Genomic DNA, 12135 nt, shown 5'->3' on the forward strand with positions numbered 1-12135 from the left:
GACGCGTGATGTTCGGGGAACGCGTCATTCTATTGCGTAATTTTATTGGTCCAGCACGAGCTTGATGTTCAGCGGAGGCTGCTCGCGGTTCAGGTCGACACGCTTGACGCCGGTGGCGGGCTTGTCCGCGTACGCGACATAGTCGATCGTCCAGCCGTCCTGGTCGATCTGCTTCGGACGCGATGGATCTTCGGGATCGGGCATCGTTCTCGCTCGCGAAGTCGGCGCAACGGACGGTTGCAGCCAGTAGCGCAATCCTTCGACCGGCAAGGCGAACCCGAGCGCATTCTGCATTAGCGTCGACACGTTGTCCGCGGTGAGCGGCTGACGGTTCGGCAGCTCGAGCGTAGCCGAAGACGGCGACGACGTGACGATCGCCATGGTCTGCCCGAGTGGATTGCGCAGTTCGACGGTCACGGTGTCGCCGGTCTCGCGCCAGTCGAAGTTGCCATAGGCGTTCTGCTGATGACCGTACCCGTCCTCGTATTGCACCGCGAAGCGCCCGCGATATTCATGCGCGGTCTGCGCGGTGACGGCCGTCGCCGCGTTGGACGTGGACGGACCTTGCGGCTTCACACTCGCACAACCGGCGAGCGCGAGAACCGCGGCGCTAGCGAAAGCGGGAAGGACGAGCGCCGCGCGACGCGACGCTCGTGTGCTACGCAGGTGACGGAAAAGCCCGATGAACAGTTCGTGAAGAGGCGCGAAAAAAAGCATTAGAGGTCGTTCACCTGAAAGCGTTTGAGCGTCTTGAGAAGGGTGTCGTTATCGGGCTCTAGCTTGCGCGCTTCGCGCCATGCGGCCTTGGCCTGTTCCTGATCGCCGTTCTTCCACAGCACTTCGCCGAGGTGCGCGCCGATTTCCGCGTTCGGCTGCAGATCGTAAGCCTTGCGCAGAATCTTGATCGCATCCGAGTTGTCGCCGAGGCGATACTTGACCCAGCCGACGCTATCCATGATGAACGCGTCGTTCGGCGCGAGCGCCGAGGCTTTCTCGACGAGCTTGTCCGCTTCCTGCAGACGCTGGTTGCGATCCGCGAGCGAATAGCCGAGCGCGTTGTACGCCTGCGCATTGTCGGGCTGCGTGCGCATGAGCTTGCGCAACTGCGCTTCCATTACGTCGTAGTGGCCGGTCTTTTCGGCGGCCATTGCGTAGTCGTACGTGAGATCGGGGTCGTCGGGGAAATCGGCCGTTGCCTGCTGCAGCCGCGCTTCGGCTTCCTGATAGCGCTTTGCGTCGAACAGGATCGCCGCGTCCGTGCGTGCGATCAACGCCTGATCGCGCGGGTCCAACGCATGGATATTCGCGAGCAGCTTGCGCGCTTCATCGGGCTTGCCCTGCTTCTCGAGCAGTTGCGCACGCGTGATCTGCGCGGGGATGTATTGCTGGCTCGTCTGCGGAATCTTGTCGAGATAAGTAGCTGCGCCCGCCTCGTCCTTCTGTTCGAGAGCGATCTGCGCGAGGTAGATGTAGGCCTGCCCCGAATCCGCACCCTGGGTCTTGTCGGCCTGCTGCACATACTGCGTCAGGTAGGTTTTCGCCTCGGGGTAGTTCTTTTGCTGGATCTTGATCAGCGCGAGCGCCATCAGCGGCGTGAGATCGTTCGCGTCGTTCTTGTGCATGAACTCGAACTGCTTTTGCGCATCGTCGAGGCGGTCGCTCGCGAGGTACATCTGCGCGAGCGCGAGACGCGCATCGTGCGACTTCGGATTCTGCTGCACGTATTTTTCGAGCGACGCAATGCCTTCGGCACGCTCCTCGGGACCCATCTGCGCAAGCGTCAGCGCGGCGGGCAGATAGTCGGGCTTCAGCGCGAGCGCCTGTTCGAGCGATTTGCGCGCGCCCGGCGCATCGTCGGCGAGCAGCTGCTGGCGTGCAATAGCCAGTTGCGCTTCGGGCCGATTCATGTCGTTCTTCAGCAGATCCTGCAGCACATGCAGGCCGCCGACGCGGTTCGGACCGCGCGAAATCAGCAACTGCAGCGAGAGAATGCCGGCGCCGCGATTCTCCGGCTTGATCTTCGCGAGTTCGTTCGCGAGTAGCGGTGAGGCTTCATCGGGCTTGCCCGACAGCACGAGCAGCGAAGCGTCGAGCTGGGCCGCGCGCTCGGAGCCCGGCGCGTACTGTTGCCACAACTGCGCGGCCGCGAGCGCATCGGTCGGGCTCTGCGCCGCGAGGGCAATCTCGGTCGCGCGCTGCGCCATGCGCGGGTCGTGCGTGTCGCGCGCGAGCGCGAGGTAGGTCTGATAAGCGGGGGCCGGCTGATTCCGCTGCAACGCGACTTCCGCCGCGAGCACCTGGAATACGATCTGGCTCGAGAGCGGTACGTCCGGAAGATTTTTTTGCTCGTCGGCATCCGGTCCGAACGCATCCTGCACCGAAACCGAATTGTCATCTGTATCGGGTGACGGGTCCTGCGCATGTGCGGGCAACGCGGCGAGCGTCCATGCGGCCAGCGCCGCAGCGGCCATCAGCCGGCGCGCGAAGCCGCCGCGCGGCACCGGGTTCGCCTCGCCGTAGGGCTCGCGGCCGGCCTCGGCCGGACGCTTCAGAAAGAGCTTTACGAAGGACAGGTTCATGGAAATCCGTTCAATGTTTCGGTCGATTGTAACGCGCTCGCTACAATACGCGCATAACCAACAGCGCAAGTTGCAGACCCGTTAGACATGCCAGAGCTTCCAGAAGTCGAAGTCACCCGCCGTGGGATCGAGCCTTATGTGGCCGGGCGCCGCGTCGAACGGGTGGAGGTGCGCACAGCAGCGCTGCGCTGGCCGATTCCGGCTGATCTGCCGCGCATGCTGCGCGGCCGGCTCGTGAAGCATGTCGAGCGACGCGGCAAGTATCTGCTGTTCGAGATCGACGAGGGCTGGTTCATCGTTCACCTCGGCATGACGGGCACGCTGCGCGTGTTGCGCAACGTGCCGCATCCGCCGGCGGCTGCGAAGCACGACCATGTCGACTGGGTGTTCGACGACTTCATCTTGCGCTTTCGCGACCCGCGCCGTTTCGGCGCCGTGCTCTGGCATCCGCGGTCGGACGGCGACGTGCTCGAACACCCGCTGCTCGCCGGCCTCGGCATCGAGCCGTTTGCGCCGGCCTTCACGGGCGCGCTCATGCATCGTAAGACGCGTGGAAGGACCGTATCGGTGAAGCAGGCGCTGCTCGCCGGCGAGATCGTGGTCGGCGTGGGCAACATTTACGCTTCCGAAAGCTTGTTTCGAGCAGGCATCCGGCCGACCACGCCCGCGGGCCGCGTGTCGCTCGTGCGTTACGAACTGCTTGCAGATGCGGTGCGCGTGACGCTTGCCGCCGCGATCGAAAAAGGCGGCAGCACGTTGCGCGACTTCGTCGGCAGCGACGGTGAGAGCGGCTACTTCCAACTCGATTATTTCGTCTATGATCGCGCGGGGCTGCCGTGCCGGGTATGTGAAACGCCGATCAGACAGATCGTGCAGGGGCAGCGTTCCACTTACTATTGTCCGACCTGTCAGCGCTGAATTGTCCAGTGACCGAATGACCCAACGAACCACTGACCCAGTGACCCCATGTCCGTAGCGCCCACGATACCCGTTTTGACCGATTTCTCTGTGCGCTTGATCGCATGGCAGCGCGAGCACGGCCGTCACGACTTGCCGTGGCAGAACACACGCGACGCATATCGCATCTGGCTATCCGAAATCATGCTGCAGCAGACCCAGGTGTCGACGGTGATCCCGTACTACGCGAAGTTTCTTGCCCGCTTTCCCGATGTCGCGTCGCTCGCCGCCGCGCCGTCGGACGATGTGATGGCGCTATGGGCCGGGCTCGGTTACTACTCGCGCGCGCGCAATCTGCATCGTTGCGCGCAGGTGGTCGTCGAGCAGCACGGCGGCGTGTTTCCGGACTCGGTCGAAGCGCTTGCGGAATTGCCCGGCATCGGTCGCTCGACCGCGGCGGCGATCGCGTCGTTCGCGTTCGGCGCGCGCGCGACGATTCTCGACGGCAACGTCAAGCGTGTGCTTGCGCGCGTGTTCGGTGTCGAAGGCTTTCCCGGCGAGAAGCGCGTTGAAAACGCGATGTGGGTGCTGGCGGAGTCGCTGCTGCCGCCGGATGCGACGAACGACGAGGTCAGTGCCTATACGCAAGGCCTGATGGACCTCGGCGCGACGCTATGCGTACGCGGCAAACCCGATTGCATGCGTTGCCCGTTCGCGGCGGACTGCGTGGCGAACGTCACGGGCAGGCAGCGCGAACTGCCGGCCGCGCGCCCCAGGAAGGCCGTGCCGACGCGTCGCACGTGGATGCTCGTGCTGCGCGACGGCGACGCGGTCATGCTCGAAAAGCGTCCCCCGTCCGGTATCTGGGGCGGTCTGTGGAGTTTGCCGGAAGCCGCCGACGAAGCGGCGCTCGCGGCGCGTGCACGATCGTATGACGCAAGCGCGACGGTCTCGCCGCTTGCGTCGCTCACGCATACGTTCACGCATTTTCGGCTCGATATCGAGCCGCGCGTCGTCGAGTTGAATCGCGTGGCGGGGGCGCAAGCGGCGCTCGCCGATGGCGAAACGGCGTGGGTCGCGCTGTCGGATATCGACGCGTATGGCGTGCCCGCACCTGTGCGCAAGCTGCTCGTCGGATTGCAGGGTTCGCTGCTGTAGCGGGAAGTAGCGGGAAGGAGCGGCAGAGTCGTTACAGCAACTGATGCTGCTGCATATAGTGATGCACGACATCGATGCGCGCCCCTGCATCGAGCAGCTCCATCAGCTTTTGCCGCGCGCGCAGCGCTACGGGCAGCACTTCCGACAAGCGGTTCGATACCCACGACGGGTCGTCGAAGCGGAACGGTTCGAGAAACGGCAGGCTTTCCGGATCGCGCTCGCGAATGGTCGCGATAATCCGCTCGAGCACCTCGGCGCACGCACCGAACTTCTCGACATGCGTCGAATCTTCGAGCGGCACATCGCCGCCGAGCGGGTCGGCCATGCCGACCAGCAAGCCGCTCGGTTCGGCGCGGTGCGACAGCAGCCTGAAGCGTTCGGTCCCGCGTGCGCGAATCAGCAGTATGCCGAATTCGTCGACGTCGCATTGATCGATCTCGGCGAGACAGCCGACCGGTTCGGGCACCGACGGCTCGTCCGGCTTGGCCACCTCGCCGCCGCTTTTCAGCAGACACACGCCGAACGGCGACTTGTCGCGCAGGCAACCTCGCACCATGTCGAGATAGCGCGCTTCGAAGATCTTGAGGGGCAACAGCCCACCGGGAAACAGCACTGTGTGCAGCGGGAAAAGCGGCACATCGGCATATACAGGCGATGTAGAGGACATGGCGCAACGCTTCGGTTAAGGCCGCGCACGCGCGGCCGGCTAAGCCACCAGCTTCGACGATTGGTCGACGTCGATCGGTGCGTCCCGATGCCGCACGATGACGTTTGCTTGACCCTTGAGACGCGCAGCAAGCGTCTCTGCAATGAACACCGAGCGGTGCTGGCCGCCCGTGCAGCCGATGGCGACGGTCAGATAGCTGCGGTTGTCGTCGCGAAAGTGCGGCAGCCATTTGACGAGAAACGCCTCGATGTCGTCGATCATGTGATGCACGACCGGCAACGCGTCGAGAAAATCGATGACGGGTTGATCGAGGCCGGTCAGCGGCCGCAATAGATGATCGTAATACGGGTTCGGCAGCGTGCGTACATCGAAAACGAAATCGGCGTCGAGCGGCACGCCGCGCTTGAAGCCGAACGATTCGAACATCAGCGCGAGGCCGCCGTGCTCCTGTTCGATGAAACGTTTGACCCACGCGCGAAGCGTATTCGCACGCAGATTGCTCGTGTCGATCTGATGCCCGAATTCGGCGAGGCCCGCGACGAGTTCGCGTTCGCGCTCGATCGCTTCGGCAAGCGACGTCAGCAGGCCGACGTCGGCGTCGTGCGAGGTCGATCCGGACAGCGGGTGGCGGCGGCGGGTTTCCGAAAAGCGCTGGATCAGGGACTGCGTGCTCGCATTGAGAAACAGCACGCGCACGTCATGCTCGCGCGACAGGTCGCGGATCATCTCGGGCATTTCGTCGAGCGACGAACTCGAGCGGGCGTCGATCGCCACGGCGAGGCGGTCGTAGCCGTCGGCGGCGAGGTAGGTGGCCAGTTCGGGCAGGAAACGCGGGGGCAGGTTGTCGACGCAGTAATAGCCTGCGTCTTCGAGCGCGTTCAACGCAACAGACTTGCCGGAGCCGGAGATGCCGGTGATCAGGACGATGCGCATGGGGTCGAGTGGTCGGTTCGTTTCATCATAGCATCAGGTCTTTGCGCCAGCCCCCGTCACCCGCCGCCTGTTACTTCAATTGAGCATCAGATGAGCTTGCCCGGGAACTGGCTGTCGGGATCCTGCATCGCCAGACGCTGGCGGTCCATGAAATCGCGCAGCGTGTCGATGCCGCGCAGCTGCAGGATCGTATTGCGCACCGCGGCCTCGACGAGCACCGCGAGGTTGCGGCCGGCCGCCACCTGGATGGTTACCTTGCTGATCGGCAAGCCGAGCACGTCGACGGTCTGGCTTTCGAGCGGCAGGCGCTGGAATTCGCCGTCCGGGCGGCGCACGAGCTGAACGATGAGCTTGAGCTTCATCTTGCGGCGCACCGCGGTCTCGCCGAAGATCGTCTTGATGTCGAGCAGGCCCAGGCCGCGCACTTCGAGCAGGTTCTGCAGCAGCGGCGGGCAGCGCCCTTCGACGAAGTCCGGGCCGAGGCGGACGAAATCGACGGCGTCGTCGGCCACGAGGCCGTGGCCGCGGCTGATCAGCTCGAGGCCGAGCTCGCTTTTGCCGAGGCCCGAGTCGCCGGTAAGCAGCACGCCCATGCCGAGGATGTCGAGAAACACGCCGTGCAGCGTGGCGCGCGGCGCGAGGATGCGCGACATGTAGAGCCGCAGGCTGTCGATTACCGCAGCCGGCGACATCGGCGTGGTGAAGAGCGGCGTCGACGAGCGCGTGCAGCGCAGCACCAGTTCCGGCGGCGCGGCAACCCCGCCCGCCACCACGAGGAACGGCGGCTCGAGCGCGATCAGCTCGGCCATATGGCGCGAGCGGTCTTCGTCGGACTGCCGCTGGTAGTAGTTCGTTTCGGCTTCGCCGAGCACCTGAATACGGTTCGGGTGGATCAGGTTCAAGTGGCCGACGAGGTCCGCACTGGACGTTGCGGTTGCAACCGTTTCTGCCGAGAAGCCGCGCTCCCAGCCTTCATGCCCGGTCAGCCAGCTCAATTTCAGCGTGGCAGCGTTGTCGTCGAAAATGCTTTGGGCGTTGATGCTGGACGTATCCATGTGTCCATGACTCCGGTGTGCGCCGCTTGCCTGCTACTCGCAGCGGCGCGTGCGCCGTGGGTTTGGCCGGCGCGGGCCATGACGGTTTCAGGCTGCGGCTCCATAACGGTCGCGGCGTCGCCGGCTGGCGACCGGCCGCCGCGCTCGCGCGTCGCCCGATCGTTGCTCGACCCCTGGTCGCGCATTGTGCCGCTTTACCCGTAACTGTCAACCGTATCCGTTAAGGTTGCCACTGAGTCAGCAGGCGATGCAACGCTTCGCGATTTTCTTCCGTGTGCAGACGCTCGCGTGTCTCGCGGTCGGAGAGCAGCTGGGCGATTTCGGACAGAATTTCGAGGTGCTGCTGGGTGGCCTGTTCCGGGACCAGCAGAAAGATCAGCAGCGACACCGGCTGGCCATCGGGAGACTCGAACGGAATCGGTTCCGCGAGGCGTACGAACGCCGCGAGCGGCTGCTTCAGGCCTTTGATCCGGCCATGCGGGATCGCGACGCCTTCGCCGAGCCCGGTCGAGCCGAGACGCTCGCGTGCGAAAAGATTGTCGGTGACGGTACTGCGGGCAATGCCGTTCTGGTTCTCGAAGATCAGGCCCGCTTGCTCGAATACACGCTTCTTGCTGGTAACGGAAAGGCCGACGACGACGTTTTCGAGCGGAAGATATTTGGCTAAACGATTCATGTTGGCAGGCGCGTTGATCGCCTGGGTTCTCCTCGCTGTGGCGTTTGAATAGCGTTCCATGCTCGGCAGATGCTGCGGCGATACGCAGTGGAGTCCCACAGTATGAGCCTTCAGTTGACCCCATAAGGCGGGACTCGGGCTGGTTGACCCCGAAAGTAACCAAAACATTATAGAACAGCGGTGCTTAAGATGGTGCGCCGCGCCATGGCCGCCGGATTTGCCTCCGGAGCACGCGAGCCGTGCATTTCGTCGAAAACCGCAAGTACGCACCCGCAGCTTTCGCTAAACGAAAAACCGCCCTGAACAGGGCGGTTTCGCATGAGGGATCCGCAGCGCTATTGCGGCGGCACTTCCGCCTGAGAAGGCACCGGCTGATACTTGATCGCTTCGTGCTGGTGGCCCTGCAATCGATCCTTGTGACGAATGACTTGCCTGTCCAGCTTGTCGATCATCAGGTCGATAGCCGCGTACAGGTCGCTATCGCAGCTCTCGACAAAAATATCCTTGCCCTTCAGATGCAGGTTGATTTCAACCTTTTGTCTCTTTTCCTTTTCCTTGTGATTGTCGACCGAGAGGACCACACTGCCGTCGATCACCTGATCGAAATGTCTTAGCACTCTATCCAGTTTGGTGATCACGTATTCTCGCAATGCTGGTGTGACTTCGAGATGGTGTCCACTGATCTTCAGATTCATAGTGCTTCTCCAAGCGAATGGCCGCCAGGATCCGCGTGAATGACGTCAGCACCGGTCGATCTGCGGGCCTGCCCGTGCCGTCCCCCGGAAACAGCGTAGCAGCTCGTATCGGCCGGCCTGCTCCGCCAACAAGCGGTGCGGCCGGAAAATGCCCGCCACGGGAGGCAGCGAGCTACAGAGACTTGCGCAGATTGACTGCCGGGATCTTCAGCGCTTCGCGGTATTTCGCTACGGTGCGCCGTGCGACCACGAAACCTTGTTCGGCCAGCAGTTCGGCAATGCGGCTGTCTGAAAGAGGAGATTTGGTGTCTTCTGCTCCTATCAGTTGCTTGATGAGGGCGCGAATGGCCGTGGAAGAGGCCGCGCCCCCAGTGTCGGTCGATACGTGCGATCCGAAGAAGTACTTAAATTCAAGCGTCCCGAACGGGGTGAGCATGTACTTCCCGGTCGTCACACGCGAGACCGTCGACTCGTGTAGACCCAGCGTATCAGCAATTTCCCGCAAAACCAAGGGGCGCATGGCAATTTCACCATGGGCAAAAAAATTCTTTTGACGCTCGACAATGGCCTGCGCGACGCGCAGTATCGTTTCGAATCTTTGCTGGATATTCTTGATGAGCCAGCGTGCTTCCTGTAGTTGTTGGCGCAGCGATCCACTGCCCGGATCGCCGCGATTGTTGCGCAGAATATTCGCGTACAGATGGTTGATGCGCAGCTTCGGCACCACTTCCGGATTGAGTTCGGCGAGCCACCCCTGTGCTGTTTTGCGCACCATGATGTCCGGCACCACGTAGTCCGCTTCGGCCTTGCCGTATGCGGCGCCCGGGAACGGCTCGAGCGAGCGGATCAGCGTATGCGCGTCGCGTAGGTCGTCATCGCTTGCTTTCAGGTGTTTGCGCAGGCGCGTGAAGTCGCGCGCAGCAAGCAGTTCCAGATGGTGAGCGACGATTTCCAGTGCAAGCGTGCGCGTGGGCGATGGCTCGAGACGGCACAGCTGCAACTTCAGACACTCCGATGCCGAACGTGCACCGACACCGGCCGGGTCGAAGCTTTGCAGCAGCGCAAGCGCAGCATTCAGTTCGTCGAGATCGACTTCGAGTTCTTCGGGCAGGTCCGCAAGCACTTCTTCGAGCGTCGCGGTCAGGTAACCGTCGTCGTCGAGCGATTCGATCAGGAACGTGATGAGCGCGCGATCGCGCGGGCTGGCCTGCGTAACACGCAATTGCGCGGTCAGATGATCGCGCAGCATGGTCGCGGATTCGTGGATTTGCAGCGGCGGCAGGTCGTCGTCGTCGGACGCGTTGCCCGAGCGGCCGTAATCGTCGAGATTCCACTGGTTCGCATCGGCATTGCTGTCCGACGCGAGACCGTTATATTCGTCGACGCCCTGCGGCTCGCTGTTTTCCGAGCTTTCGCCAGACGTGGAAGTGCTGGTGGACGATGGCGCGCTTGCCATCGGCTCGGGCGCGCTGGCATTCGGCACCTGCGCGATGACCGAGCCGTCGGCCGCGACGCGCAGCGGGCTGGCGATCCAGTCGTCTTCGGTTTCGAGCAACGGATTCTGCGCGATCGCCATCGACACCTCCTGCTGCAGCTCAAGCGTAGACAACTGCAGCAGCCGGATGGACTGCTGCAGTTGGGGTGTCAGCGCAAGATGCTGTGACAGGCGAAGTTGGAGGCTAGCTTTCATGGCGATGTGTGAATCATTTTAGAGAGTTTGCCACGACCGCGAAACCTCGCAACAGCGCATAAATGCGGGTTACGGAGATTTTTCGCTGCGCAGGGACACGACCAGGTGCAATGGACCGAAGCCATTGAGCCTATGTCGTCAAAATTACTGGAACGGCAGCCGTCCTGCGCGCGGACGGTGCAAGCTCGCGCGTGCACGCAGACATTTGCAGGGAGGCCCTGCGCCCTGCGACGCGCGCGGCGTTACATGCGGAAGTGCTCGCCCAGATAGACGCGGCGAACGCTCTCGTTTTCAATAATGTCGCCGGGCGCGCCCGCGGCCAGCACGCTGCCGTCGCTGATGATGTACGCGTGATCGCAAATGCCGAGCGTCTCGCGCACGTTGTGGTCGGTGATCAACACGCCGATATTGCGCTGCTTCAGGAACTTCACGATCTTCTGGATTTCGAGGACCGCGATCGGGTCGACGCCCGCGAACGGTTCGTCGAGCAGAATGAAACTCGGATTCGTCGCTAGCGCACGCGCGATTTCGACGCGCCGACGCTCGCCGCCCGACAACGACAGAGCCGGGTTTTCGCGCAGGTGAGCAATCTGCAATTCGTCGAGCAACGCTTCGGTGCGTTGCGCGATCGCGTCTTTCGACAGACGTCTGCCGTCTTCCCCGTATTGCAACTCGAGCACCGCGCGAATGTTCTGTTCGACGGACAGTTTGCGGAACACGGACGCTTCCTGAGGCAGATACGAAAGTCCGAGCGATGCGCGCTTGTGAATCGGCAGCAGGCTGATCGAGTTGCCGTCCAGATCGATTTCGCCCGCGTCGAGCGGCACGAGGCCGACGATCATATAGAACGACGTGGTCTTGCCGGCACCGTTCGGGCCGAGCAGGCCGACCACCTCGCCGCTCTTCACATCGAGCGAGACGTCCTTGACGACCGTGCGCGAGCCGTAGCGCTTCTTCAGATTGCGCACGACGAGCGAACTGCTGGTGCCTGCCGGCTTGCGATTGGGGAGGGCAGGTGCGCTCACGGTTTCGTCGTTCCTTGTCCTTGACTTTCGGTGGCCGACGGAGCGGTCGACCGCTCGGACGTCGAAGTTGCGCCCGGCGTCGGGTTCGCGTTCTGGCCTTGGAACCGGGTGGTGGGCTGCAGCGTCGTGGACGGGCCGGTAGCCGGCTGCGCCCCGCCGTTGCGCGGCGCGAGCATCGCGCGCACGCGGCCGTTCGGGTTGCCCGGGCCGGCAACGTCGGGCCCCGCTTTCGCGGTATAGAAATCGTTCTGGCCGTCGTAAGTAATGACGCTGCCGTGCACTTCATCCATCACTGTCGACAAACCTTGCAGGCGGCGCACGGTTGCGCGCGTGGTCAGCGTGGTGAGGTCCTTCTTGCCGTCATAGTCGATGCGCTCGGCATCCCCGTCGATGTATTCGTCGACGCCGTCGCGCTTCTGCCGGAAATACGCGTGGTCCTTGCCGGTCGACGTACCCGTTGCGTACTGGTAGCCCTGCGGATCCTGCGTCACTTCGACGCGATCGGCCTTGATCACGATCGTGCCCTTCGTCGCCACGACGTGGCCGGTGAAGATGTTGATCTGCTTCAGGTCGTCGTACGTCATATTGTCCGCTTCGATATTGAGCGGCTTGTCCTTGTCGGCGCGTTCCGCATGCGCGAGCGGCGCGAAGGCCGCGAGCGGCAGCGCGACGAGCAGGGCAGCCAGCAGCGCGAGCTGCGGGCGGCTGAAGTTGAAACGGGGGAACGATTCGCTCATGCAGTCACGTCTGGATATGAAAC

Annotated in this window: 11 protein-coding genes and 1 pseudogene; 2 read left to right on the forward strand and 10 right to left on the reverse strand. The window is 63.1% G+C overall.

What is annotated here, in order from left to right; genetic code table 11:
• Positions 1-42: 42 nt before the first annotated feature.
• Both lolB and BTO02_RS02680 read right to left on the reverse strand, forming a co-directional pair.
• The gene (gene lolB, locus BTO02_RS02675) at positions 43-717 is read right to left on the reverse strand and encodes a lipoprotein insertase outer membrane protein LolB (protein ID WP_083614955.1); all 675 of its coding nucleotides are present in this window, start codon (positions 715-717) and stop codon (positions 43-45) included.
• Positions 717-2579 (reverse strand): tetratricopeptide repeat protein, encoded by a 1863-nt coding sequence (locus BTO02_RS02680; RefSeq protein ID WP_075155707.1) that lies wholly within the window; start codon positions 2577-2579, stop codon positions 717-719. Before BTO02_RS02680 ends, lolB begins: the two co-directional genes overlap by 1 nt.
• Positions 2580-2666: 87 nt before the next feature.
• Here BTO02_RS02680 and mutM point away from each other — a divergent pair, with 87 nt between their 5' ends.
• Complete coding sequence (gene mutM / locus BTO02_RS02685; protein ID WP_075155708.1) at positions 2667-3497, forward strand: bifunctional DNA-formamidopyrimidine glycosylase/DNA-(apurinic or apyrimidinic site) lyase; 831 nt, start codon at positions 2667-2669, stop codon at positions 3495-3497.
• A gap of 48 nt (positions 3498-3545) precedes the next feature.
• Positions 3546-4634: an A/G-specific adenine glycosylase gene (gene mutY / locus BTO02_RS02690; RefSeq protein ID WP_198039174.1), complete on the forward strand. Its 1089-nt coding sequence runs from the start codon at positions 3546-3548 to the stop codon at positions 4632-4634.
• Between the two features lie 31 nt (positions 4635-4665).
• Here mutY and BTO02_RS02695 read toward each other — a convergent pair whose 3' ends face one another.
• The 8 genes and pseudogenes from BTO02_RS02695 to lptA all read right to left on the reverse strand — a co-directional run.
• A complete protein-coding gene (locus BTO02_RS02695) occupies positions 4666-5301 on the reverse strand; it encodes an LON peptidase substrate-binding domain-containing protein (protein WP_075155710.1) in 636 nt (211 codons plus the stop codon).
• A 39-nt stretch (positions 5302-5340) separates the two neighbouring features.
• Positions 5341-6234: an RNase adapter RapZ gene (gene rapZ / locus BTO02_RS02700; RefSeq protein ID WP_075155711.1), complete on the reverse strand. Its 894-nt coding sequence runs from the start codon at positions 6232-6234 to the stop codon at positions 5341-5343.
• Between the two features lie 86 nt (positions 6235-6320).
• The gene (hprK, locus tag BTO02_RS02705; protein ID WP_075155712.1) at positions 6321-7289 is read right to left on the reverse strand and encodes an HPr(Ser) kinase/phosphatase; all 969 of its coding nucleotides are present in this window, start codon (positions 7287-7289) and stop codon (positions 6321-6323) included.
• Between the two features lie 220 nt (positions 7290-7509).
• On the reverse strand, positions 7510-8025 hold the full coding sequence (gene ptsN / locus BTO02_RS02710; protein ID WP_075155713.1) for a PTS IIA-like nitrogen regulatory protein PtsN: 516 nt from the start codon (positions 8023-8025) through the stop codon (positions 7510-7512).
• Positions 8026-8300: 275 nt separating this feature from the next.
• Positions 8301-8660 carry a ribosome hibernation-promoting factor, HPF/YfiA family gene (hpf, locus tag BTO02_RS02715; RefSeq protein WP_075155714.1) on the reverse strand — a complete coding sequence of 120 codons (360 nt, stop codon included), beginning with the start codon at positions 8658-8660 and terminating at the stop codon, positions 8301-8303.
• 172 nt (positions 8661-8832) lie between these two features.
• A complete protein-coding gene (locus BTO02_RS02720) occupies positions 8833-10350 on the reverse strand; it encodes an RNA polymerase factor sigma-54 (RefSeq protein ID WP_075155715.1) in 1518 nt (505 codons plus the stop codon).
• A 242-nt stretch (positions 10351-10592) separates the two neighbouring features.
• Positions 10593-11375 (reverse strand): LPS export ABC transporter ATP-binding protein, encoded by a 783-nt coding sequence (gene lptB / locus BTO02_RS02725; RefSeq protein ID WP_075155716.1) that lies wholly within the window; start codon positions 11373-11375, stop codon positions 10593-10595.
• 95 nt (positions 11376-11470) lie between these two features.
• Positions 11471-12112: pseudogene (lptA, locus tag BTO02_RS02730) on the reverse strand (lipopolysaccharide transport periplasmic protein LptA); the annotation flags it as partial.
• Between the last annotated feature and the right edge of the window lie 23 nt (positions 12113-12135).

It is taken from the genome of Paraburkholderia sp. SOS3, assembly GCF_001922345.1.
In the GTDB taxonomy this organism is placed as follows: domain Bacteria; phylum Pseudomonadota; class Gammaproteobacteria; order Burkholderiales; family Burkholderiaceae; genus Paraburkholderia.

Coding starts and splice junctions, on each gene's coding strand:
- lolB (WP_083614955.1), bottom strand. CDS start 717: ATGCTTTTTTTCGCGCCTCTTCACGAACTGTTCATCGGGCTTTTCCGT.
- BTO02_RS02680 (WP_075155707.1), bottom strand. CDS start 2,579: ATGAACCTGTCCTTCGTAAAGCTCTTTCTGAAGCGTCCGGCCGAGGCC.
- mutM (WP_075155708.1), top strand. CDS start 2,667: ATGCCAGAGCTTCCAGAAGTCGAAGTCACCCGCCGTGGGATCGAGCCT.
- mutY (WP_198039174.1), top strand. CDS start 3,546: ATGTCCGTAGCGCCCACGATACCCGTTTTGACCGATTTCTCTGTGCGC.
- BTO02_RS02695 (WP_075155710.1), bottom strand. CDS start 5,301: ATGTCCTCTACATCGCCTGTATATGCCGATGTGCCGCTTTTCCCGCTG.
- rapZ (WP_075155711.1), bottom strand. CDS start 6,234: ATGCGCATCGTCCTGATCACCGGCATCTCCGGCTCCGGCAAGTCTGTT.
- hprK (WP_075155712.1), bottom strand. CDS start 7,289: ATGGATACGTCCAGCATCAACGCCCAAAGCATTTTCGACGACAACGCT.
- ptsN (WP_075155713.1), bottom strand. CDS start 8,025: ATGGAACGCTATTCAAACGCCACAGCGAGGAGAACCCAGGCGATCAAC.
- hpf (WP_075155714.1), bottom strand. CDS start 8,660: ATGAATCTGAAGATCAGTGGACACCATCTCGAAGTCACACCAGCATTG.
- BTO02_RS02720 (WP_075155715.1), bottom strand. CDS start 10,350: ATGAAAGCTAGCCTCCAACTTCGCCTGTCACAGCATCTTGCGCTGACA.